Here is a 22,629-nt window from a genome sequence, read left to right as displayed (position 1 = left end):
GGTGGAGAACCGCGGTGGAGGTGCCGCCTCCACCTCATCTCAACCGGTGGAGGTCCTCGACGCCGAGCAGGATCTGATCGCGCCGCGCGACCCCGAGTTTGCGCAGGACCGAGTGGATGTGCGACTTGACCGTCGCCTCGCCCAGCACCAGGCGGCTCGCGATCTGCCGGTTGGTCATGCCGAGGGCCGCGAGCTCGGCGACCACCCGTTCGCGCGGCGTCAGCCCCGGGCTGCCGTCCGCGGTGGGGGGAGCGGGCAGTTGCGGAGGCACCGACCGTCGCTGGAGGGCCCGGAGCAGGAGCGCGGCGATGCGGGGGCTGCACGACGACTGGCCGCGCACGGCCAGATGGATCGCGCCGACCACGTCGCCCAGCGGCTGATCGGCGTCCACGAATCCGGAGACGCCGGACTCGGCCGCCCGGACCAGGACCTCGGCCTGGTCCGGTCCCGTACCCACACCGATCCCGATCAGGCGGGTGGACGGCGCGGACCGTTGTAGTGCGATGAGCCCGCCCAGCGCCTGCGCGTCACCCATGTCCAGCAGGGCGACTGCCGGGATGCGCGGGCTCACCCGGGCCAGGGCCTCGTCGCTGGACGACGCGTGAGTCAGCAGATGCAACCCGATCTCGGCCGTGATCATGGCGGCGAGCGCATCGCGGTATGCGCGCACCGGTGCGATGAGGACAAGATCGATCACGGCGGCCGTCCGTACTGATATTGAGTGCGTCTGCCAGTCTTACCCTCTGGGCTGGCTGGCCGTCAGCGACCACCATTGGTAGATGAGGGTGACAGGCCGGTCGGTGTCGAGCTCATCGCGTCCCCGGGAGACGGACCGGCGCGCCGCGGCAATTCCCGTTACCGCTGCCTTGCGGCAACGGTCAGTGGACCGTAAGCGGTTCTCCCGCCACACTGTTCTGTCCTTGATTTGACCGATTTCTGAGCCTGGCGGCCCGGTTGGGGCTACATGACGAGCGGTGCGGCAGCAGCCCCGATCGCCGCCGACCCGACCGCGGCCGAGACCGCTGCGGCGACCGGCCCGATGACCACGGCGGCGCCGGCATTCGCGGCGACGATGAGTGTCCCACCCAGGCCGAACGTCACCAGCTTGCGCCACCTGAGGCGTTGCGGAGGCTGATTTATCACGAAGGGGAGCACCGTCTCGGCGTGGGCGATCGCGCGTTGCACAGCCTCGATCCGGTCCAGGACCTGGTGCAGGTCGACGGCGGCTCGAGCTGCCCCGACCCTTTCGTACTCGGCGATGGCGGCGTCGACATGCTTCTCGGCCAACGACCGACGCAGCCCAGCCAGCTGCAGGACCGCGATCTCGGCGACCCGAAACGGGACGGTCCGGTTGCCGCCGACAGGGACGGTGAAATTGTGAAGCCCGGGAGGTGGTGGCAGCGGCGAGTCGGGCGGGGTCATCGACGTGACGAGGTTCTCCCGCAACTCGGCGTCCGCCACCGAGGCTCGGAGTGCTGCCGCTGATCGACGGGTGACCAGCAGCGCTGTATCGACGGCGGAGGCACTCTCACCCGCGGCGGCAAGACGTTCCACGTCGTCCACCTGGTCCTCGACGAGACCCAGGGTGTGCGCGAGCATCGCCGCCGCCGAGGCGGGAGCGGCCGTGGCCGGATCGGATGCGGGCCCGATGGAGGGAACCGCGTCGGTGGACGTCCCTGGGGCCGAGGCGAGGTCGGGGGCGCCGCCCAGCAGCGCACGAAGCTGCTCGTTGTCGAGCTCCAACTGCCGCGCGTAGCGCTCCATCAGCAGCTCTCGGTCGCGCTCCAGGGCGGCGACCCGGCGTTCAAGAGCGTCCAGCGGGGATGGAGACGACCCGGAGACCTTTTCCCGAGCGGTTGCCATATGCGCCTCCCGACATCCCAGGCTGATCTCCTGGCGGGCGGCTGACAAGGTCCGTGTCAGACACCCGACCAAGGCCGTCGCGACCCGGGATCGAAGGAACAAGCGGGCGCCGCGGCGAGTCAGCGCCGACGCCGGTGGCGTCGTCGCTCTCGACGGTGACGCCGGACGCACGCTCGGCGTCGGCGAACCCAACAGGTACGGCGCGGCTGGACGTCAGAGCCCGATCGGCGGTGCTGATAGGACTCTGGATGCCAGCCGGGTTTCCGGACGCGACGCGGGCGTCGACGCGGACCGCGCGGTCGGCCACTGCGGCGGCGGGGTCACGGGCGGGTGTGGGCGAGCCAGCGGTTCGGGTCGCGGCGGACCTGATCGATCGAGTTCAGGGCGGCGCCGATCACGGCGGCGTCCGGCCCCAGCGGTGCGGGCCGTACCTGCACCGGCGACCAGCGGGCGCTGAGCACCCGCTGCGAGATCTCCCGCTCGACGCCCTCGATCAGCCACGAAGCGAGCAGCGAATAGCCGCCGCCGAGCAGAACCGTGTCCACCTCGACGAGGTTGAGCAGCGCGGACACCGCCACCCCGAGCGCGGTCGCGGCCCGGTCGAGTGCGGCCAGGATCGCCGGGGACCCGGCGGAGACCAGCGCGTCGATCGCCACCGCCGGTGCCACCGCCGGGTCGTCGGCTCCGGCCGCGGCGAGGATCTCGCGCAGTCCCGCGTAGCCCTGGAGACAGCCGGTCGCCCCGCAGGCGCACGGCGGGCCGTCGCCGTCGACCATCACATGGCCGAGGTGGCCCCGGGTGCCGTGCAGCGGGCCGCCGGCGAGCACGACGCCGGCGCCGATGTCGAACTCGCCGCTCACGCAGACGAAGTCGCGCAGCTCGGCCGAGCCGGCGTACAGCTCGCCGAGGGTCGCCAGCGCGGCGTCGTTGCCGACCACCACGGTCGAGCCGGTCAGGGCGCTGAGCGTCGCCCCCGCGTCGACGTCACGCCAGCCGAGCGCGGGTGCGAACCGTACCAGCGAGTCGTCCTGGACCGGGCCGGGCGCCGCGAAGGTCGTGCCGACCACGGTGAGACCGTCGGCGGCCGCGGCCCGTACCGCCTTCCCGGCCAGGGCCGCGAGACTCGCCAGGGTCTCACCGGGCGGCACCTCGCGGCCGGCGTGGGCGGCGAAGTCCAGATGGCGTACGGCGCCGGCGAGGTCGACCACGCACGCCGAAAGCGCGCCGGCGCGGAGGTCCAGGCCGAGCCCGGCCGGTCCGGTGCGGGCCAGGCTCAGCCCGACCCGGGGGCGTCCGCTGCTGCCGGAGCGGGCCGGCCCGGCCTCCACGATCAGGCCCGCGGCCAGCAGCTCGTCGACGATCCGGGAGATGGTCGGCCGGGCCAGGCCGGTCCCGGTCGCGAGCTCGCTGCGGGAGATCGGCGCCTGCCGGGCGCCGACGATCTGCTGGAAGGTCAGGATCAGGTTGTGGGCGCGTAGCCCGTCCTGCCGGATCGCGGTGTCCGTGGTGGGCGCGACCCGATGCACCGGGCGGGTCATCGATTTCCTTCCGTGGAACCCCCCGGCCTCAGCCGCGGGGAGGAAACGGAGCCTTGCGTAGCAGGTCAGGGAATAGCCGATCCGCCGTCAGGGCGGATGGGCGTCTGCCGTGATCGCCTCGGGGCCTGATGTGCGGAAACTCTTGGCACGGCAGTCTGGGGCGTGAAGACCACTGCCTCCACCACCGACACCGCATTTGACCTGCCGCACCTCGGTTACCGGAAGCGCTGCGCGGCCGAACGGGCGAAAGCCCAGCGCAGGATGGCCCGCCGCCGGCGCCCGAAAGGCGCCGTGCCGTCGAAGGGCTACCTGCGGGCGAAGCGGCAGGCGGCTCGGATCGAGAAGAAAGCGGCCCGGCAGAACACCCACGATGCCCGCGAGTGGGCCGCTCATGTGGTTGATGCGCATCATCTGATCGCGGTGGAGGATTTCAAGCCGAAGTTCCTGGCCAGGTCCCGGATGGCCGGTAAGGCGGCGGATGCGGCGATCGGGGCGTGCAAACGAGAGCTGATCTATCGGGGTACGCGGGCGGGCCGGAAGGTGGTGCTGGTGCCGCCCGCCTACACCACGATGACCTGTTCCGAGTGCGGCGCGAGAGCCAACCGCCGCCTCGGCCTGGGTATCCGCATCTTTGACTGCGCGGCCTGCGGCTACAGCGCCGGCCGCGACGTCAACGCCGCGAGGACGATCCTCGCCACGGCAGAACGAGACCGTGCCAGTGCCGACGACATCAGACATTCGATCGCCTCCCTCCGGGACGGTGGATCGGGTGCGGTCCGAGCTGGGAATCCCCTGGATTCATCCGTGGGGAGCCGTTAAGAGGCCAGTTCGGCGGTGTACGCGGCGGCCTGATCGACGTCCACCGCACCGTCGGCGATCACGGTGACGACCCGCCGGGTCAGCGTCGCGCCGGGGGCGAGCAGCAGCGGCTGCTCCCAGGTGAGCGCGGATCCGATGCCCAGGTAGTCGCGGGTCCGGACGAACCACGGGTCGTCGCGGGTCTCCGGGTTCGCGGCGATGAAGAGCAGGGTCCAGCCGTCACCGGTGACCGACAGCCAGGGTGCGCGCCGGCCGTGGACGGCTTCGACGCCGGTGCCGTCCGGGCAGGTGATCCGGTGGTCCCCGGCCGGGGCGCGCCAGAAGAAGCCGCCGTAGCCCGCGCCGGTGCGGCCGTGGGCGGCCGGACTGCGGATCGGCAGCTGTCTGTCGGTGGCGTTGGTGAGGGTGAAGCCGTAGCTCAGCGCCCAGGCGTCCGGCCCGGCGAGCCGGCAGGACAGGTCGCGGCGTTCGGTCAGCAGCGGCCGGCCGTCGATCGACGTCCAGCGCAGGGTGTGGCGCAGCTGGGTGTCGGCCCGCCGTACCCAGCGGACGTGCTCCTGGGTGCCCTGGTTGTCGAGCCAGGCGGGCCCGTGTCCGGGGATGAAGGTGCGGCCACCCCAGAAGTTCGCCCCGTCGACCTCGGCGACCGCGACGCTGACGCCGAGGTGGTGGCGGTGCGAGTCCGGCATCAGCTCGGTGACGGTGGTGCCGGCGAGGGTCCGGACCGGATGCAGGTACGGCCGGGGTGACAGCGCGACGGGCAGGTCCGGGCGCCACGCGTACTCGGCGACGGCCCGGTCGGCGAGACGCAGGACTGCTGTGGCGTCACCGGTCACGGGTGCCTCCGGGCGGGTCGGGCGATTCCTGAGCAGGATAGTCATCTGCGTGCTCAGCGGTGGGGACGGACGACGAAGCGGTCGAAGTCCGCGTGGCCGCCGGGCCCGGTGGCGAAGAGGCCGAGGGTGGCGCCGATCCAGGCGCCCGGGGTGGCGGTGAACGGTGGGCCGCACTCCCACCGTTCACCGCCGATCTCCGCGGCGAACCGGACCACCGCCGGTTCGGTCACGGTCACGGCGAGCCGCACCCCTGCGCCCGCCGGGACCGCGACCGGGTCCGCCGCATCCTGTTCCGCCTCGCCTTCGGCTTCGGCGAAGCGGCAGGTCAGATAGGTGCCGCCGGGCCGGTTGACCAGGCCGATCCAGGCGTACGTCCGGCCGTGCACGGTCAGCCCGGCGCGCGCTCCGGCAGGGGCGTCGAGCCGTAACCCGGTCTCGGCGCGCAGCCGGGGGCCGGGCAGCCGCTGGCCGAGTACGTTCGGCAGTCGGCGCAGGTCGTCGCCGCCCGGCCGGCAGGCCAGCCGCAGCCCGGCGCCGGGATGCGGCAGCACCTGGCCGGGCCCGGGGTTGGCCGGCCAGCTCCACTGCGGACCGGGCCGGCCGTCCTCGAAGGTGTCGCCGGTCGCGGGGGCGACCGGGTCGGCCGGGCCGGGTGCCGGTTTGCGGTGGGTGGCGACCGGGGCACCGTGGTCGCCGATCTCCGGCCAGCCGTCGGCGGTCCAGCGCATCGGCTGCAGGTGGACGACGCGCCCGTGCGCGCCGAGATCCTGGAAGTGCGCGAACCAGTCCGTGCCGGCCGGGGTGTCCACCCAGGCGCCCTGGTGCGGGCCGTTGACGTCGGTGCCGGCCTGGGCGAGCACCACCCGGGGTTCGTAGGGGCCGAACACCCGGCGGGAGCGCAGGGCGTACTGCCAGCCGGTGGCGACACCACCGGCCGGGGCGAAGAGCCAGTACCAGCCGTCGCGCCGGTACCACTTGGGTCCTTCGAGGGTGCGGCAGCCGGGGATGGCGTCACCGTCGACGACCAGAACCCCCGGTCCGGTGGGCCCGGTGAGATCGGATTCCATCGGGTACGCGGTCAGCCGGTTGTTGAAGCCGCACCGGCTGCGTGCCCAGGCGTGCACCAGATAGGCCCGGCCGTCGTCGTCCCACAGCGGGCAGGGGTCGATCAGCCCTCGGCCGGGAAGGATCAGTCGCGGCTCGCTCCACGGGCCGGCCGGGTCGTCGGCGGTGGTCAGGAAGATGCCGTGATCCGGGTCCGGGTAACAGATCCAGAACCGTCCGGCGTGGAACCGCAGCGCGGGCGCCCAGACCCCGCATCCGGGTCGCGGGGTGGCGTGTCCGGCCGGGAGCCGGTGCAGCGCGTGCCCGATGATCCGCCAGTTGACCAGGTCGGTGGAGTGCAGCAGGGGCAGGCCGGGCACGCGGTTGAAGCTGGAGGCGGTGAGGTAGAAGTCGTCGCCGACCCGGATGATGTCCGGATCGGACCAGTCGGCGTACAGCACCGGGTTGCGATAGGTGCCGTCCCCGTTGTCAGCGACCCAAACCTCGCTCATGACGCCACCTCCGCTTCGCTCCGGCGTCGGCATGAGCCGACAACTGAGCTTGCCGATTCGCTCGCAAGCTCGCTCATGACCACGCCTCCGCGGCCGCCGCGATGGTGGCGGGGTCGGGTGGCCCGTCGGCGATGACGACCCGCAGCCGGCGGGTGAACACCTCGCCGGCCGCGACGACCAGCCGCCGGTCCCAGGCGATCGCCGAGCAGACCCCGGCATAGTCGTCGGACCGCACGAACCAGGGGTCCGCCTCCGGGCTGCTGGCCAGGAACAGCAGGGTCCAGGCGGTACGGCCGGGCCGCCCGCCGCTGAGCACGATCCACGGGTCGCGGCTGCCGTGCACGTCACCGCCGGCACGCTGCCCGAACGCGTGGACCGGTTCCGGACCGGCCGGGGCGCGCCAGAAGAACCCGCCGTAGCCGGCTCCGGCCCGTCCGCGCAGGGCCGGGCTGTCGATGGTGAGCGGCGTGCCGGTGGCGCTGCTGAGCGCGAACTCCACGCGCAGCATCCACGCGTGGTCGGTGAGCTGGTGGACGGTCAGGGTCCGCCGTTCCCGGGCCAGGGGGACGCCGTCGTGTCCGGTCCAGCGGAGTTCCTGCTCCACCCGGTCGCCGGAGCGGTGCAGCCAGCGGTCGTGCTGCTGACGTCCGTGGTTGTCCAGGTGGGTCGGCCCGTGCCCGGTGACGTAGGTGCGCCCGCCCCAGAAGTTTGCCTCGTTGAGGACCGGTACGGCGATGCTCACGCCGAGGTGGTGCAGGTGGTCGGCGGGCATGAAGCCGGTGACGGTCGTCCCGGCGAGCGTGGTGACCGGGTGCAGGTAGGGCCGGGGGGAGACGGTCGCGGGTAGCTGCGGGTCCCAGACGTAGCGGGCGACGACACGGCCCGCGCAGCGCAGGTCGTGCGCCTGGACGTTCGGCATGAGCGGCAAGTTATCGACGCCGTGCCAGTTACGTCAACCTCTGTAACAAATTCGCAGGTGATGCGAAAGCCGAGCTAGACGAGTGGTTGACATGGATGCAACTCGATAGATAAAACACTGAAACAAATCTGCGAGCCGCTCGGAGGGATCGACCGTGAACCATCTCGACAGTGCTGCCGGACTCGGCCGGCGTCAGATGTTCAAGTTGGCCGGCCTGGCCGGGCTGACCGCCGCGCTGCCCGCCTGCGGGCGCGGGTTCGGCGGCGGGGGCGGCGACTCCGGCAAGATCGAGATCAACATGGTCTGGTGGGGTGACGCGCAACGCGCCGAGCTGACCCAGAAGTCCCTCGATCTGTTCCAGACCGCCAACCCGGGCGTCCGGGTGCGCACCGAATACCAGGACAGCAGCCCGTACAAGGACAAGCTCGCCGCCCGCTTCGCCGCCGGAGACCCGCCCGACCTGATGGCGATGCGCTTCGACAGCCTGCGCGAGTACACCGACCGCGGCACCCTGCTGGACCTGAGCGCGCACGCCGGCCGTCTGGACCTGTCCGGGCTCACCCCGCAGGCCAAGGCCCTCGGCCAGGTCGGGGAGAAGAGCTACGGGGTGCCGTCCGGGCTGAACACCATCGGCTTCGTAGTCGACAAGACCCTCACCGACAGGTACGGCGTCGCCGTGCCCGACGGCGACAGGTGGAGCTGGGACGAGTACGCCGCCTTCGCCGAGCAGATCACCAAGGCCAGCCGTGGCAAGGTGTACGGCTCCAACTTCGAACCCTGGACGGTCGCCAATCTCCTGGTCTTCGCCCGCCAGCGCGGCGAGGACTTCTTCACCGCCGACGGCCGGCTGGGCGCCACCGCGGCCACCGTGACCGCCTGGTTCCAGCTCACCGTGGACCTGCGCGCCCGGGGTGGCCTGCCGCCGGCCGGGTTCATCGACCAGAACAACGGCTCCTCGCCCGCGCAGTCGTACCTGGCCAAGAAGTCGATCGCCTCGCAGATCATCCCCACCAACAACCTGCTCGGCTACAACCAGGCGTGCGGCGGTGGCCTGGCCCTGCTGCGCATCCCCGGCGAATCCCAGGCCAAGCGGCGCGGGCAGTCCGTCGACACCCCCGCGCTGTGGTCGATCGCGGCGAAGGCCAGGCATCCGCAGGAGACCCTGGCCCTGCTCAACTTCCTGATCAACGACGCCGAGGCGGCGAAGGTCGCGGGCGCCACCCGGGGTGTGCCGCCGAACCGGACGCTCGCCGAGCAGACCGCGCCGGCGCTGGACCCGGACAGCCGGCGTTCCGCGGAGTTCCTGACGAAGCTGCAGGGCGAGCAGCTACCGCCGTCGTACCCGTACCCGGTCGGCGCCAGCAAGCTCACCAACATCCTCAAGGTCATCAGCACCGAGGTCGAGTTCGGCCGGACCAGCCCGGCCGACGCCGGACAGCAGTTCATCACCGAGGCGCGCAAGGCGATCACGACATGACCGTGGCGGTTCGGCGGCAGGACCGGGCCGGCTACCTCTTCCTGCTGCCCTGGTTCGGCGGAACGCTCTTCATGATCGTCCCGTTCTTCGCGTCGCTGTACCTGGCCTTCACCGACTACGACCTGCTCACCCCGCCGCGCTGGGCCGGCCTGGCCAACTTCCGGACGATGCTCGGCGACGCCACCCTGCACCAGTCGCTGCGGGTCACGCTGATCTACACGCTGGTCTCGGTGCCGCTGTCCCTGGCCGTCGCGCTCGCCGTGGCCATGGTCCTCGACCGCGGCGTCCGCGGCCTGGCCATCTACCGCAGCGTCTACTACCTGCCGTCGCTGCTGGCCGGCAGCGTCGCCATCGTCATGCTCTGGCGCTACATCTTCGGCTACAACGGCGTCGTCAACGGCTTCCTGGCCTGGTTCGGCGTCCAGGGCCCGGGCTGGGCCAGCGACCCCCGCTACGCCCTGAGCACCCTGATCCTGCTGCACGTCTGGACCTTCGGCTCACCCATGGTGATCTTCCTGGCCGGGCTGCGGCAGATCCCGGCCATGTACCACGAGGCGGCGGCGGTGGACGGCGCCTCGTCGTGGCGGCGGTTCCGTTCGATCACCCTGCCGCTGCTGAGCCCGATCATCTTCTTCAACCTGGTGCAGTCACTGATCGCCTCGTTCCAGACCTTCACCCAGGGGTACGTGATCAGCAACGGCAGTGGCGGGCCGGGTCAGTCGACGCTCTTCTACAACCTGTACCTGTACCAGAAGGGCTTCGCCGAATTCGACATGGGCTACGCCTCGTCGATGGCCTGGCTGTTGCTGACGGTCATCGCCGGCTTCACCGCGATCAACTTCCTCGCCGCGCGCTGGTGGGTCTTCTATGACAACTGACGAGGCCAGGATGACGTTCACCGTCGTCCGGGGGCAGGCGCCACCGGCGAGACGGCCACGCTTCGGGCGGCACCTGCTGCTCTGCCTGATCGGCCTGGTCATGATGTATCCGTTGCTCTGGATGATCTCCAGCTCCGTCAAGCCGAGCATCACCGTCTTCACCGACGAGTCGCTCTGGCCGGCCGCCTGGGACCTGGGCAACTATCCGCGCGGCTGGACCTCGCTCAGCGAACCGTTCGAGGTCTACCTGGTCAACTCGTTGATCATCGTCACCCTGAGCATCGTCGGCAACCTGTTCTCCTGCTCCCTCGCGGCGTTCGCCTTCGCCCGGCTGCGCTTCGCCGGCCGCAAGCTCTTCTTCGCGATGATGCTCGGCACCATGATGCTGCCCGGCCACGTCCTGGTCGTCCCGCAGTACGTCCTGTTCGACAAGCTCGGCTGGCTCAACACCTACTACCCGCTGCTGGTCCCGCACTTCCTGGCCACCAACGGCTTCTACATCTTCCTGATGGTCCAGTTCATGCGATCCCTGCCGACCGAACTGGACGACGCCGCCCGGATCGACGGCTGCGGCCCGTTCCGGACCTTCTGGAAGGTGATCATGCCGCTCTGCCGGCCGGCGTTCGCGACCACCGCCATCTTCACCTTCATCTCGGTGTGGAACGAGTTCTTCGCACCCCTGCTGTACCTCACCGACCCACGGCTCTACACCGTCCCCCTCGCCCTGCGGCAGTTCATGGACTCCGAGGGCCAGAGCCAGTGGGGCGAGATGTTCGCGATGTCCTTCGTCTCCCTCGCCCCGGTCATCGGCTTCTTCATCGCCGGCCAGAAGCACCTGGTGAAGGGCATCGCCACCACCGGACTGAGGTAATCGGAGCCTCCCGATCCCCCGTACGAGGAAAGGACCCATCCCCATGCGAAGATTCGCCGCGCTCGCTCTCGCGGCGGCTGCCGTCCTCGGCATACCGTCCCCGGCGTCCGCCGCTCCCTCCACCGGCGTCGCCTATCAGCTCAAGGTCACCAAGTCCGGTCTGTGTCTGGACGTGCCGGGTGCTTCCACGGCCAACAGTGTGTTGTTGCAGCAGTGGGGTTGTACGGCGAATTCGACGTGGCAGCAGTTCACGCTGGTCGCGTCCGGTTCGAACTATCTGATCAAGAATGTGAACAGCGGTAAGTGTGTGGACGTGCCGGGCTTCTCCACGGTCTCCGGGGTTCAGGTCCAGCAGTACACGTGTGTGTCGAGTCAGGCGAATCAGCAGTGGCGGCTGACCGCCAGTGGCAGCGGCACCTATCAGGTGATCAACGTCAACAGCGGCCTGTGCCTCAGTGATCAGAACGCGTCCACGTCGTCCGGGACCGCGATCATCCAGGAGACCTGCACCGCCAACACCAACAAGCAGTGGGCGTTCGCGAGCACTGTCTCAGCGACCGTGGCCGCCGACGGCAGTGGCCAGTACACCACCGTCCAGGCGGCGATCGACGCGGTGCCGGCGAACAACACCTCCCGCCGGACCATCACCATCGCGCCCGGCACCTACCGGGAGATCGTCACCATCCCGTCCAACAAGCCGTACATCACCCTGCAGGGCCTCGGCTCCACGGCCGCCCAGACGGTGATCGTCAACAACCACAGCTCGGCCGGTGGGTACGGCACCTCGGGCAGCGCCACCGTCTTCGTCAACGGCGCCGACTTCGCCGCGACGAACCTGACCCTCTCCAACGACTACGGCGAGGGCAGCCAGGCGGTCGCGGCGAACCTCAACGGCGACCGGTCGATCTTCGACAACGTCCGCTTCCTCGGTGCCCAGGACACCCTGCTGGTCAACAACTACCGGACGTACGTCAAGAACTCGTACGTCGAGGGGACCGTCGACTTCATCTTCGGCGGCGGCACCGCGGTCTTCAACAACTCCTCGATCTACGAGAAGCGCAGCACCGGCGGTCCGATCACCGCCGCCAAGACCGACGCGGCCAGCACGTACGGATTCCTCTTCTACAAGTGCACGATCACCGGCGCCACCGGCAACACCACCCAGCTGGGGCGGCCGTGGGGCGCCGCCGCCCAGGTGCTGTTCCGTGAGTCGAGCCTGAGCGCGACCATCGCCACCGCCCAGCCGTGGATCGACATGTCGTCGAACTCGTGGAAGAACGCCCGCTTCCTGGAGTACAAGAACTCCGGATCGGGCGCGACCACCAACAGCAACCGTCCGCAGCTCGCGGACTCGCAGGCGGCCAGCTACACCCCGCAGAAGTATCTGGCGGGCTCGGACAACTGGAACCCGGTGGGATGATCATGCGAAGAATCGTCACCGTTCTGCTCCTCGTCGCGGCCACCCTGGTCGGCGCCGCGCCGGCGTCCGCCGCTCCCTCCACCGGCGTCGCCTATCAGCTCAAGGTCACCAAGTCCGGTCTGTGTCTGGACGTGCCGGGTGCTTCCACGGCCAACAGTGTGTTGTTGCAGCAGTGGGGTTGTACGGCGAATTCGACGTGGCAGCAGTTCACGCTGGTCGCGTCCGGTTCGAACTATCTGATCAAGAATGTGAACAGCGGTAAGTGTGTGGACGTGCCGGGCTTCTCCACGGTCTCCGGGGTTCAGGTCCAGCAGTACACGTGTGTGTCGAGTCAGGCGAATCAGCAGTGGCGGCTGACCGCCAGTGGCAGCGGCACCTATCAGGTGATCAACGTCAACAGCGGCCTGTGCCTCAGTGATCAGAACGCGTCCACGTCGTCCGGGACCGCGATCATCCAGGAGACCTGCACCGCCAACACCAACAAGCAGTGGGCGTTCGTCGCGGCCGGCGGCCGCACCTGGCCCGCGACCCCCGACGGCTTCGCCGGCACCGGTGGCGGCACCACCGGGGGAGCGGGTGGCACCACGGTCACCGTCACCACCCAGGCCGACCTGGCCAGGTACGCGGCCGCGTCCGGGGCATACGTGATCCGGGTGGCCGCGGCGATCACCATCAGCCCCAAGGGCACCGAGATCCCGATCAGCTCGAACAAGACGGTCGTCGGGGCCGGCACCTCCGGCCAGATCGTCGGCGGCGGGTTCTTCCTGGGCACCGGCGTCACCAACGTGATCATCCGGAACCTCACCATCCGGGACACCCAGATGGCCGACGACGACCCGGACGACAAGGTGTACGACTACGACGGCATCCAGATGGACACCGCCGACCACATCTGGATCGATCACAACACCATCGAGCGGATGAACGACGGGCTGATCGACTCCCGCAAGGACACCACGTACCTGACCGTGTCGTGGAACGTGCTCGCCGAGAACAACAAGGCGTTCGGGATCGGCTGGACCGACAACGTCACCGCCCGGATGACCATCCACCACAACTGGATCCACGACACCAACCAGCGCAACCCGAGCACCGACAACGTCGCCTACGCCCACCTCTACGACAACTACCTGCAGAACGTCGCGTCGTACGGCAACTACTCCCGGGGCGCGACGAAGATGGTGCTGGAGAACAGCTACTTCGAGAACGTCAAGGACCCGTACTACCCGGACTCGACGGCACAGCTCAAGCAGAGCGGCAGCATCCTGGTCAACTGCACCGGCAGCCAGGTGACCAGCGGCTCCGCGTTCACCCCGAGCAGCTTCTACTCCTACACCCTGGACGCGGCCGCCGACGTGCCCGCCATGCTGCGCCAGTACGCCGGCCCGCAAGCGAACATCGGCGTCTGACGCCTCCGGGAATCGACGGGCTCCCCGCACCCGGCGGGGAGCCCGTCAGGCGGTGGTGAGCCGACGCCGAAGCATCGGTGTGGTGCTGAGCATCGATCTCCTCGCCCGGCGGTACGACCGGAACGGAGCTCAGGCCACAGCGGCGGCGCCGAAGTGATCGACTCGGCCGGGGGAGTTGAAAGGGGCATTGCCGGACCAAACAACCACACTTTCGGTACAATTGCCGCTTACGTGAACGGGCAATGTCGTCCGGGAAGTCCTCATGCCTCGACTGATCAAGCGACTCCTGGCCCTGGCGCTCCTGCTGCTCTGCGCCTCGGCCATCGATCACTGGATGGAGCACGCCGCTTATGGCCCACAGGGGATGAGCGGCTGCCCCGCCATGGCGGGCTACACAGGACACACCGGCCACCTGGCCCACCACCGGACGAGCGGCACGGCGCGCGCCGAGCCCGGGCGCGTCGATGCCTCCACGGGAGGTGGCCGGCCCTGTCTCTTGATGGCCGCCGGCGCGAGACCCGGACCCGCCGGTGCCGAATCGAGCCCGAACCCGGTGCTCGTCGCGGCGCCGGTACCCGCTGGCACCCCGCTCACCTGTGACACCGCACAACCGCGCGCGAGTCCGCGCGGCGTGCTTTCCGTGACGTGTGTCAGCCGGACGTGACAGAACCCCGGCGAGGCTGCTCCAGTCGCCCGGCACGGCGACGGTGCCCCGCCGCCACCGTCTCTGTCCACGCCTGAAACCCGGCATCGCGTGCGACCGGCTCGGCCGGCCCGCCGCCGGGTGGCGAAACACGTCCCGGAACGGATCCATCAATGATCGACGTCGTCTCCGCACCACTCCCGGCGCGCCCCGCGCCCGTCCGGCTGATCTCCAGCTCCACCTGTTACACCCTCGACCACCTGGTCGGTAACACCCCGGTGCTGTGGACGCCGGACCTCCACGCGACCCCGGGCCGTGGCTTCTGGGCCAAGCTGGAGGGCCACAATCCCGGTGGAATCAAGGACCGGCCCGCTCTGCATCTGATCCAGCGGGCCCGTGAGCGTGGCACGCTCGCGCCGGGCGCGCCGGTGGTGGCGTCCACCTCGGGCGCCCTCGGACTGGGGCTGGCGCTGGCCGGCACGGTGTACGGGCATCCGGTGACCCTGGTGACCGATCCGGGCATGGAGCCGTTCATCCGCAACCTGCTCACCGCCTACGGCGCCCGCGTCGACGTCGTCGACCGGCCGCACCCCGAGGGTGGCTGGCGGCAGGCCCGGCTCGAGCGCGTCGCGCGGCTGCTCCGCGAGGATCCGAGCGCGTTCTGCCCCGACCAGGACCACAACCCCGACAACGCCGACGCCTACCAGCAACTGGCCCGGGAGCTGGCGGTGCAGCTCGGCCAGATCGACGTCCTGGTCTGCGGGGTCGGCACCGGCGGGCACAGCGCCGGCACCGCCCGGGCGTTGCGCGAGTTCCTGCCGCGGCTGCGCCTGGTCGGCGTCGACGCGGTCGGTTCGGCGATCTTCGGGCAGCCGGCGCGGACCCGGTTGACGCGCGGGCTGGGCAGCGGCATCCAGCCCCGCAATGTGGACTACCCGGCCTTCGACGAGGTCCACTGGGTGGCCCCGGCCGAGGCGGTCTGGGCGTGCCGGCGGCTGGCCGCGTCCCACTACGTCAGCGGCGGCTGGAGCGTCGGCGCGGTCGCCCTGGTCGCATCCTGGCTGGCGCGCACCGAACCGGACGACACCCGCATCGCCGCGGTCTTCCCCGACGGGCCGCACCGCTACGTCGAGACGATCTACAGCGACGAGTACTGCGCCCGGCACGCACTGCTCGACCATCCGCCGGCGCGGGACCCGGATGAGCTCGGCCACCCCCGCGAGCGGGAGGTCGCCCGTTGGACCCGCTGCACCCGCGTCGTGGATCCGGCCGGCGTCGACGCATCGTCAGTTTGCCATTAGACCATAATAATTGAAAACGATTATCGTTTCACTCCTCAAGGGCAGGAGTGAGAATCATGAACAGGCCGAGCATCCTCGGGGCCGCCGCGATCGCGGTGGCCCTCGCCGCCATCGCCGGATGCGGCGCGAATCCGCCGGACACCGCCGCGGCGTCCGGCGGGCAGACCCTCGCGGTGGTCGCCACCACCCCGGAACTGGCGGACTTCGTCCGTGAGATCGGCGGTACGGCGGTCGCGGTGACCCAGCTCATCAAGCCCAATGTGGATCCGCACGAGTACGAACCCACACCGGCCGACCTGCGCGCCATCGGCTCGGCCAGGGTCGTCGTCAAGAACGGCGCCGGCCTGGAGGAGTGGCTCGACGCGACCATCGAGGCGGCCGGTTTCGACGGCGCGATCGTCGACGCCGGCCAGGGCGTCACGCTGCGCGAGGGCGAGGACGGGCCCGACCCGCACATCTGGCACGACCCGCGCAACGCCAAGATCATGGTGGCCGGCATCGAGCGCGCCCTCGCCGCCGCCGACCCGGCCGGTGCCGCGACGTTCCGGGCGAACCTCGGCAGGTACACCGCGGAGCTGGACGAACTGGACGCCGAGAACGAGGCCGCCTTCGCGAGGCTGCCGGCGCGGGACCGCAAACTCGTCACCGACCACGACGCGTTCGGCTACTACGTCGCACGGTACGGACTGGAGTTCGTCGGCTCGGTGATCCCGAGTCTGGACACCTCGGCGGAGCTCTCCGGCCGGCAGCTCACCGACCTGGTGGCGAAGATCAGAGCCACCGGGACGAAGGCGGTCTTCACCGAGAGCTCGCTGCCGCCGAAGACCGCCGCGGCCATCGCGCGGCAGGCCGGCGTCGCGGTGGTCGCGGGCGAGGACGCCCTGTTCGGCGACAGCCTCGGCGCCCCCGGCACGCCCGAGGGCACCTACCTCGGCGCCGAGCGGCACAACACGCGGGTCATCGTCGCGGCCCTGGCCGGCTGAGATGGCGTCCGCCGCACTGCGATACACCGGGGTCAGCGTCGGCTACCAGGGCGTACCCGTGCTCACCGGCGTCGACCTCGACCTGCGCGCCGGTCAGCGCCTGGTCCTGGCCGGCCCGAACGGGGCCGGCAAGTCCACCCTGATCAAATCGATGCTGGGCCTGACCCAGCTGCTCGGCGGGACGGCGACGGTGCTGGACCGGCCACCCGCCCGGGCGCGCGGGCTGGCGGGCTACGTGCCGCAGACCGGCACGCTGGACGCCGACTTCCCGGTCAGCGTGCGGCAGGTGGTGATGATGGGCCGCTACCGGGAACTCGGCTGGTGGCGGCCCGCCCGGGCGGCCGACCGCGACGCGGTGGACCGGGCGCTGGACCGTGTCGGCCTCGCGGACCGGGCCCGGCACCGGTTCGGCGCGCTCTCCGGCGGCCAGCGGCAGCGCGTGCTGCTCGCTCGCGCGCTCGCCGGGGAGCCCCGGCTGCTGCTGCTCGACGAGCCGTTCAACGGTGTCGACGCGGTCAGCCAGGAGGCGATCGTCCGGGTGCTGCGGGAGGTGAGCGCGGCCGGGACCGCGCTGGTGATCAGCACCCACGACCTGGCGGTCGCCCGGGAGCTGGCCGACCTGATCTGCCTGATCAACGGACGGCAGTGGGCGGCCGGCCCGGTCGGCGAGACGCTCACCGCCGAGACCTTGCGGCGGGCGTACGGCGGCGCCGCGATCGAGGTGGCCGACGGGCGGCTGGTCGTGGTGGAGCCGTGATCGAGCCGTTCACCGTGCCGTTCCTGGGCCGCGCCCTCGCCGAACTCGTGCTGCTGGCGGTGATCTGCGGCCCGATCAGCGTGTTCGTCCTCGCGCGTGGCCTGTCGTTCGTCGCCGACGCGCTGACCCACACCGTCTTCCCCGGCGTGGTCCTCGGCGTCGTCGCCGGTGGACTGGACGGCCTGTTCGCCGGTGCGCTGGTGGCCGGGCTGGTGACGGCCGTGCTGCTGACCGTGCTGACCCGCGGCGCCCGGTTGTCCGACGACGCGGCCACGGCGGTGGTGCTCACCGCGATGTTCTCGATCGGCGTGGTGCTGGTGTCGCGGCGTTCCTCGTACACGGCCGATCTGACCTCGTTCCTGTTCGGCCGGTTGCTCACCGTGACGCCGCGCCACCTCGCCGAGACCGCGGTGCTCGTGGTGGTGATCCTGGTGGGATTGCTGGTCGCCGTCCGGGCGCTGCTGTTCCGGTCGTTCGACCCGGCCGGGGCGGCGGCGGCCGGGCTCCGGATCGGCCGGCTGGACCTGTGGCTCAACGTGCTGCTCGCGCTGGTCGTTGTCGCGGCCGTCCGCGCGGTCGGAACGATCCTGGTCCTGGCCCTGCTGATCATCCCGGCGGCGGCCGCCCGGATGGTGACCGACCGGCTGGTGGTGATGGCGCTGCTCGGCACCGTGCTGGTCGTCGTCGCCGGGTACGCCGGCCTGCTGTTGAGCTGGACCGCGTCCGTGCGGTACGGCCTCGCCTCGACCTCGGGCTCCTCGGTCGTACTGCTGCTGGTTCTCTCCTATCTGATCCTGATCCCGGTCCGTCTGTGGCGCGGGCGGACGCGGCGGTGAGCGAGCTTGCGAGCGAAGCGGAGGTGGCGACATGAACTGGTGGGATGACGTCTTGCATCGTGCTGTCACCGAGGTGGTCCTGGTCGGTGTGCTGGCCGGTCTGATCGGGGTGCGGGTGGTGCAGCGCCGGCTGTCGTTCCTCACCATGGCGCTGACCCACGCCACCTTTCCCGGCGTGGTGGCCGCCTCGATCATCGGAGTGAACATCCTGGTCGGGGGCGCGGCCGCCGGAGCCGTGGTGGCGCTGGGGGTGGCGGCGCTGAGCCGGCGCCCGGGCCAGGACGCCGCCGCGGCGACCGGGGTGCTGCTCTCCGGCGGCTTCGCGCTCGGCTCGGCGCTGGTCGCCACGCAGAGCGGCTTCAGCCGCGACCTGTCGTCGTTGCTGGTCGGCTCGATCCTCACGGTCGACGCCACCGATCTGATCGTCACCGCGGTGGTGCTGGCCGCCGTGACCCTGCTGCTCACCCTGTGCGCCCGGCCGCTGCTGCTGACCGGCTTCGACCGGGCCGGCGCGCGGGCGGCGGGCCTGTCGACCGGGCTGTGGGACGTGGTCCTGCTGCTGACCGTCGAGGTGGTCGTGGTGACGGTGGTACCGGCGGTCGGCACGATCCTGGCGCTGTCCCTGATCGTCGCGCCCGCGGCGGCCGCTCGCCTGTGGTCGGACCGGCAGCCGGTCGTCACCGGCCTGGCGGTGCTCTTCGCCGTGGCGAGCGGGCTCATCGGCCTGTCCGTCTCCACCCGGTGGAACGTCGCGGCCGGCGCGGGCGTCTCGCTGGCCGCCACCGGCGTCCTGCTGGCCTCCTGGCCAATCGCGCGGGCCCGGGTACGCGGCGACGCGGCGCGCAGTCATCCCATCGGGTGAGCCGGGCGGTGATGATCGTGAACCCGCTACCTTCCGATGATCCCGTTGTGGTGACCACCGTCGGTGACAGCACAGGGGGACGTGAAATTGGCAGCGCACGCGGTGGAGTTCGCCATGCCGTGGCCCTTGCGGGGCAACCCGCATGTCTTCGCGGCCCGGGACAGCGCCATCCGCTGGATGACGGAGTTCGGGCTGCTGCGCGACGACCGCTCGATCGAGGACTTCGCCGACTGGCGGCTCGCCGAGGTCGGCGGGTTCTTCTTCCCCGACGCGGACGCCCGGCAGTGCGCGCTGGCCGCGCAGATGATGGGCTGGTCCTTCCTGCCGTTCGACGACCAGCTCGACGGCCCGCTCGGACGCGACCCGCTGCGGGTGGCCCGGATCTGCACCGCCCTGATCGGCATCGTGCACGGGGAGGCCCGCGGGGACGCCACCGATTCGCCCACCGTCCGGGCCTTCGCCGATCTGTGGGGCCGGATGGTGCAGGGCGCGTCGGTGACCCTGCTGCGCCGGCTGCGGCACCACTGGGCGGCCTACTTCTCCTCGCAGGTCACCGAGGCGATCGACCGGGTCGACGGATTCCGGTACGCGGACCTCGACGACTACTTCCGGCTGCGCGTCGCCAGCACCTGCGCGTTCGGGCGCAACGATCTGGGCGAGCTCTGGGGCGGCACCGAGGTGCCGGCCGTGCTCTGGCACCACCCGCTGCTGGAGCAGATGCGACACCTGGCCGCGGACCTGGTGGCGCTGCGCAACGACTCGATGTCCACCACGCACGAGGACGTCTCCGGACTGCACAACGCGATCTTCATCATCGAGCGGGAGCGGGCCTGCGACCGGGAGCGCGCGGTGGCGGTGGCGTCGCGGCTGGCCCAGGCGAAAGTGGACCGGCTGATCGCACTGGAGCACCACTCCGTGCCGCGGCTGCTGCGCCGGCTGGACGGCGCAGGTCAGCAGGCGGTCCTCGGGTACGCGGACATCCTGCATCACTGGATCCGCGGCGACTACGAGTGGGAGCGGCTGTCGGGCCGGCACAAACAGCACCGGGTACTGCCGGAGTGGGCCACCACCCTGCTGGCCGGGACACACGGGCGCGCCGCTGGTGCGGGCGGCAGTATGTAGGGCATGGAACCAGGTACGCCGTCCGGCGCCCCCTCGATGTCCGGTGCCCCGGAGCCGCGTGTCACCCGGGACCGGGACGCGGCTGGGCGGGCGCGCAACTCCCGGCCGAGGGACGGGCTCGGGCGTCCGTTGCCGCACGGCATGACCGGCGTGCCGACCACCCCGGAAGATCTCGTCCTGCCGCCGGACGAGGCGTTGCGGGAGGCGGAGCGCCTGCTGGCCGCGGGCCGGCCGTTCCACGCCCACGAGGTGCTCGAGGGGGCCTGGAAGGCCTGCGACGACGACGCTCGCGAACTGTGGAAGGGGCTGGCGCAGCTGGCGGTCGGCGTCACTCACCTGCGGCGGGGCAACGAGGTGGGCGCGGTCCGGTTGCTGACGCGCGCGGCGGAGCGGATCTCGCCGTACGCCGGGAACGCCCCGCACGGGATTCCGGTCGCCGCGCTGACGGTCTGGGCCCGGGATCTCGTGGCGCGCATCGGAGACGGCCCTGTCCCGGAGGAGTTGCTGGCCCCGCGCCTGAGCTCCGGGGGATAGGCACTTCGGGGCCGCGGACGCACCGCGACCCCGAAGCTGCGCCGGTTCAGCCCCTTGGCGGGCGAAGCGGCATGACGTGCGGCTGTCCCGGCGCGATCGGCAGCATCGGCCGGTTCATGTTGGCGGGCCGGACGGGCTCCTGCATGATCGGCAGCTGTGCCGGGCCCGCGGGGAGCTGTGCCGGGACTGCGGGGAGCTGTGCCGGGCCGGCGGGGATCTGTGCCGGGCGGGCGGGCAGCTGGACCGGACCGGGTGGCAGCGCCGGGCCCGCGGGCAGTTGTGTCGGGCCGGGCGGCAGTCCGGGGCCGCCGGGTACGACCGGGCCGCCGGGCAGGACCGGGCCCCCAGGTGCGCCCGGGCCGCCGGGCCTGACCGGGCCGACGGGACCGCCGGGCCTACCCGGCCGGTTGAGGCGGTAAATGGTCAGAGTCCAGAGGTTGGGATCGAACGCCGAGCGGTCGCAGTCGAAGACTCGCCATTTACCGAACGCTCTTCCGGTCTTGCCGACCCAACGGCAATTTTCCTTGCTCTTGAAATGACCGATGACATCCACGTTCAAGCGCCCCGGCTGCTCTGCAGCCTGAGCAGGAGCGGCACCCAGGGCGAATCCGGAGACAACGCCAGCGGCCACCATGAGCAGGCCCTTTGCCTTCTTCACCTTTCAGCCTTTCTGTTCGTGGGTCTTACCCGGTCGAGTAGAGCAGAGGCGTAGGTGCGAAGGACGTCGTCCGGCGTTTCCGCCCGGACCGCCGGGTCGGCCTGAAAGAATCCCTCGATTCAGGGCTGCCCGCGTTTGTGCGGAGCGTCAACGAAAGCCGGCGTGAACGGAACCGATGGCGAAGTTGAAATGCCGGCTCGGGGCAGTGTGTGCTGTCTCACACCCTGGGCGGGGTGTGGCCGGCGGGTGTGCGTACCGGGGAACCCGGGTACCGCCGTTGTCGTGGACGACACCGCCGTGAACGAGGGCCCCGAGGGCCGGACCGCCGTGGACGATGGCCGGGCGCAAGCGGGCGGTGGTCGTACCGCGGAAAGGTCTGAGAAGAAGGAGGGCAGCGCCTGGACCGTGCTGGTCGCGGTGATCGCCAATCTGGCGATCGCCATCGCGAAGATCGTCGCCGGCCTGCTCACCGGGTCCGCGTCGATGTGGGCGGAGGCCGCCCACTCCATCGCGGATACCGGCAACGAGGTGCTGTTGCTGGTCGGCTTGCGGCGGTCGCGCAAGGGGCCCGACGGCAGACATCCGTTCGGGTACGGACAGGAGCGCTATTTCTGGACATTTCTCGCCGCCCTGGGCATCTTCCTGATCGGCGGCGTTCTCTCGATCGGCGAGGGGGTGCGCAGCCTGCTGGCGCCCGAGCCGGTGCAGTCCCTCTGGGTCGGGGTGGGCGTGCTCGTCGTCGCCGCCGGTTTCGAGGGCTACTCCTGGCGCACCGCGCACAAGCAGCTGCGCGAGGAGGCCCGGGAGCGGGACCGGTCGATGCGGCATCACCTGCGGCACGCCTCCGACCCGAGCGCGACCACGGTCTTCCTGGAAGACACCGCCGCGCTGATCGGCCTGGCCGTGGCCCTGACCGCGCTGATCCTGCACGCGCTGACCGGCTGGGCCGGCTGGGACGCGGTCGGCAGCATGACCATCGGACTGCTGCTGGTCGGCGTCGCGTTTTTGCTGGCCCGCCGGTCGAAGGCACTGCTGCTGGAGGAGTCCGCGCCGGCCGATGTGCTGGAGCCGATCCGTGAGCGGGTCGGGAGTCAGGATTGGGTCGCCCGGATCGGGGATCTGCACGCGGTCTGGGTCGGCCCGTCGCAACTGCTGGTAAACCTGTGGGTGACGCCCACCGACGGTGCCGACCTCGTCGACCGGGTCACCCGGCTGCGTCGTGGCCTGCTCGCCGACGACATGATCGCTCAGGTCACGGTCACCTTGGAACCCGGCTGAGCGACTCCCGTTCGAGTGGCGGTCGATCGCTGGGAAGGATGACGGCCGAACGTACTACCCGCACTTCGC

The 22,629-nt window shown here is 70.9% G+C and carries 20 protein-coding genes; 14 read left to right on the top strand and 6 right to left on the bottom strand.

Translation table 11 applies throughout. The annotated features are described in order from the left end of the window. Positions 1 to 34 precede the first annotated feature (34 nt). From CHC09_RS25900 to CHC09_RS25890, 3 genes are all read right to left on the bottom strand, one after another. Positions 35 to 697: a LuxR C-terminal-related transcriptional regulator gene (locus tag CHC09_RS25900; RefSeq protein WP_089295778.1), complete on the bottom strand. Its 663-nt coding sequence runs from the start codon at positions 695 to 697 to the stop codon at positions 35 to 37. A gap of 263 nt (positions 698 to 960) precedes the next feature. Continuing rightward, positions 961 to 1,863, bottom strand: a complete 903-nt coding sequence (locus tag CHC09_RS25895; RefSeq protein WP_089295777.1) for a hypothetical protein — start codon at positions 1,861 to 1,863, stop codon at positions 961 to 963. A 320-nt stretch (positions 1,864 to 2,183) separates the two neighbouring features. Beyond that, positions 2,184 to 3,401, bottom strand: a complete 1,218-nt coding sequence (locus tag CHC09_RS25890; protein ID WP_089295776.1) for an ROK family transcriptional regulator — start codon at positions 3,399 to 3,401, stop codon at positions 2,184 to 2,186. A 162-nt stretch (positions 3,402 to 3,563) separates the two neighbouring features. On the opposite strand from CHC09_RS25890, the gene CHC09_RS25885 reads away from it, so the two are divergent. Then, positions 3,564 to 4,220, top strand: coding sequence for an RNA-guided endonuclease InsQ/TnpB family protein (locus CHC09_RS25885; protein ID WP_203833195.1), 657 nt, complete (start codon positions 3,564 to 3,566; stop codon positions 4,218 to 4,220). Here the strand turns inward: CHC09_RS25885 and CHC09_RS25880 are convergent. The 3 genes from CHC09_RS25880 to CHC09_RS25870 form a co-directional block, all read right to left on the bottom strand. Continuing rightward, positions 4,217 to 5,056 carry a DUF6807 domain-containing protein gene (locus tag CHC09_RS25880; protein ID WP_089295775.1) on the bottom strand — a complete coding sequence of 280 codons (840 nt, stop codon included), beginning with the start codon at positions 5,054 to 5,056 and terminating at the stop codon, positions 4,217 to 4,219. The two genes, CHC09_RS25885 and CHC09_RS25880, sit on opposite strands and share 4 nt — an antisense overlap. 53 nt (positions 5,057 to 5,109) lie before the next feature. Continuing rightward, the gene (locus CHC09_RS25875) at positions 5,110 to 6,612 is read right to left on the bottom strand and encodes a glycoside hydrolase family 43 protein (protein WP_089295774.1); all 1,503 of its coding nucleotides are present in this window, start codon (positions 6,610 to 6,612) and stop codon (positions 5,110 to 5,112) included. 73 nt (positions 6,613 to 6,685) lie between these two features. Continuing rightward, the gene (locus CHC09_RS25870) at positions 6,686 to 7,531 is read right to left on the bottom strand and encodes a DUF6807 domain-containing protein (RefSeq protein ID WP_089295773.1); all 846 of its coding nucleotides are present in this window, start codon (positions 7,529 to 7,531) and stop codon (positions 6,686 to 6,688) included. A gap of 154 nt (positions 7,532 to 7,685) precedes the next feature. On the opposite strand from CHC09_RS25870, the gene CHC09_RS25865 reads away from it, so the two are divergent. The 13 genes from CHC09_RS25865 (at position 7,686) to CHC09_RS25800 (ending at position 22,560) form a co-directional block, all read left to right on the top strand. After that, complete coding sequence (locus CHC09_RS25865; RefSeq protein ID WP_203833196.1) at positions 7,686 to 9,008, top strand: ABC transporter substrate-binding protein; 1,323 nt, start codon at positions 7,686 to 7,688, stop codon at positions 9,006 to 9,008. Beyond that, the gene (locus CHC09_RS25860) at positions 9,005 to 9,886 is read left to right on the top strand and encodes a carbohydrate ABC transporter permease (RefSeq protein WP_089295772.1); all 882 of its coding nucleotides are present in this window, start codon (positions 9,005 to 9,007) and stop codon (positions 9,884 to 9,886) included. Before CHC09_RS25865 ends, CHC09_RS25860 begins: the two co-directional genes overlap by 4 nt. Positions 9,887 to 9,896: 10 nt before the next feature. Then, entirely contained in the window at positions 9,897 to 10,757 is an 861-nt protein-coding gene (locus CHC09_RS25855; RefSeq protein ID WP_179277285.1) for a carbohydrate ABC transporter permease, read from the top strand. A gap of 43 nt (positions 10,758 to 10,800) precedes the next feature. Continuing rightward, a complete protein-coding gene (locus CHC09_RS25850; protein ID WP_089295770.1) occupies positions 10,801 to 12,177 on the top strand; it encodes a pectinesterase family protein in 1,377 nt (458 codons plus the stop codon). A 2-nt stretch (positions 12,178 to 12,179) separates the two neighbouring features. Continuing rightward, positions 12,180 to 13,586: an RICIN domain-containing protein gene (locus tag CHC09_RS25845; protein WP_089295859.1), complete on the top strand. Its 1,407-nt coding sequence runs from the start codon at positions 12,180 to 12,182 to the stop codon at positions 13,584 to 13,586. Between the two features lie 816 nt (positions 13,587 to 14,402). Beyond that, complete coding sequence (locus CHC09_RS25840) at positions 14,403 to 15,530, top strand: PLP-dependent cysteine synthase family protein (RefSeq protein WP_089295769.1); 1,128 nt, start codon at positions 14,403 to 14,405, stop codon at positions 15,528 to 15,530. 56 nt (positions 15,531 to 15,586) lie between these two features. Then, positions 15,587 to 16,513, top strand: a complete 927-nt coding sequence (locus tag CHC09_RS25835) for a metal ABC transporter substrate-binding protein (protein ID WP_089295768.1) — start codon at positions 15,587 to 15,589, stop codon at positions 16,511 to 16,513. A gap of 1 nt (position 16,514) precedes the next feature. Next, a complete protein-coding gene (locus CHC09_RS25830; RefSeq protein WP_089295767.1) occupies positions 16,515 to 17,270 on the top strand; it encodes a metal ABC transporter ATP-binding protein in 756 nt (251 codons plus the stop codon). Beyond that, entirely contained in the window at positions 17,267 to 18,106 is an 840-nt protein-coding gene (locus CHC09_RS25825) for a metal ABC transporter permease (RefSeq protein ID WP_089295766.1), read from the top strand. The genes CHC09_RS25830 and CHC09_RS25825 overlap by 4 nt, the downstream gene beginning before the upstream one ends. 31 nt (positions 18,107 to 18,137) lie before the next feature. Further along, a complete protein-coding gene (locus CHC09_RS25820; RefSeq protein WP_089295765.1) occupies positions 18,138 to 18,968 on the top strand; it encodes a metal ABC transporter permease in 831 nt (276 codons plus the stop codon). Positions 18,969 to 19,082: 114 nt separating this feature from the next. Beyond that, on the top strand, positions 19,083 to 20,090 hold the full coding sequence (locus tag CHC09_RS25815; protein WP_143232543.1) for a terpene synthase family protein: 1,008 nt from the start codon (positions 19,083 to 19,085) through the stop codon (positions 20,088 to 20,090). Positions 20,091 to 20,093: 3 nt separating this feature from the next. Next, positions 20,094 to 20,624 carry a DUF309 domain-containing protein gene (locus CHC09_RS25810; RefSeq protein WP_218827173.1) on the top strand — a complete coding sequence of 177 codons (531 nt, stop codon included), beginning with the start codon at positions 20,094 to 20,096 and terminating at the stop codon, positions 20,622 to 20,624. 940 nt (positions 20,625 to 21,564) lie between these two features. Beyond that, a complete protein-coding gene (locus CHC09_RS25800) occupies positions 21,565 to 22,560 on the top strand; it encodes a cation diffusion facilitator family transporter (protein WP_239138497.1) in 996 nt (331 codons plus the stop codon). The last annotated feature ends 69 nt before the right edge of the window (positions 22,561 to 22,629 follow it).

It is taken from the genome of Actinoplanes regularis (assembly GCF_900188005.1).
GTDB lineage: Bacteria > Actinomycetota > Actinomycetes > Mycobacteriales > Micromonosporaceae > Actinoplanes > Actinoplanes regularis.
The sequence above is the reverse complement of the archived record's forward strand: the minus strand, read 5'-3'. Positions and strand labels throughout refer to the sequence as shown.

Bases quoted from the DNA above. Each gene is read 5' to 3' on its own strand.
- CHC09_RS25870 (WP_089295773.1), bottom strand. From the start codon at position 7,531: ATGCCGAACGTCCAGGCGCACGACCTGCGCTGCGCGGGCCGTGTCGTC.
- CHC09_RS25815 (WP_143232543.1), top strand. From the start codon at position 19,083: ATGCCGTGGCCCTTGCGGGGCAACCCGCATGTCTTCGCGGCCCGGGAC.
- CHC09_RS25830 (WP_089295767.1), top strand. From the start codon at position 16,515: ATGGCGTCCGCCGCACTGCGATACACCGGGGTCAGCGTCGGCTACCAG.
- CHC09_RS25820 (WP_089295765.1), top strand. From the start codon at position 18,138: ATGAACTGGTGGGATGACGTCTTGCATCGTGCTGTCACCGAGGTGGTC.
- CHC09_RS25810 (WP_218827173.1), top strand. From the start codon at position 20,094: ATGGAACCAGGTACGCCGTCCGGCGCCCCCTCGATGTCCGGTGCCCCG.
- CHC09_RS25840 (WP_089295769.1), top strand. From the start codon at position 14,403: ATGATCGACGTCGTCTCCGCACCACTCCCGGCGCGCCCCGCGCCCGTC.
- CHC09_RS25875 (WP_089295774.1), bottom strand. From the start codon at position 6,612: ATGAGCGAGGTTTGGGTCGCTGACAACGGGGACGGCACCTATCGCAAC.
- CHC09_RS25845 (WP_089295859.1), top strand. From the start codon at position 12,180: ATGCGAAGAATCGTCACCGTTCTGCTCCTCGTCGCGGCCACCCTGGTC.
- CHC09_RS25860 (WP_089295772.1), top strand. From the start codon at position 9,005: ATGACCGTGGCGGTTCGGCGGCAGGACCGGGCCGGCTACCTCTTCCTG.
- CHC09_RS25835 (WP_089295768.1), top strand. From the start codon at position 15,587: ATGAACAGGCCGAGCATCCTCGGGGCCGCCGCGATCGCGGTGGCCCTC.
- CHC09_RS25895 (WP_089295777.1), bottom strand. From the start codon at position 1,863: ATGGCAACCGCTCGGGAAAAGGTCTCCGGGTCGTCTCCATCCCCGCTG.
- CHC09_RS25890 (WP_089295776.1), bottom strand. From the start codon at position 3,401: ATGACCCGCCCGGTGCATCGGGTCGCGCCCACCACGGACACCGCGATC.
- CHC09_RS25850 (WP_089295770.1), top strand. From the start codon at position 10,801: ATGCGAAGATTCGCCGCGCTCGCTCTCGCGGCGGCTGCCGTCCTCGGC.
- CHC09_RS25855 (WP_179277285.1), top strand. From the start codon at position 9,897: ATGACGTTCACCGTCGTCCGGGGGCAGGCGCCACCGGCGAGACGGCCA.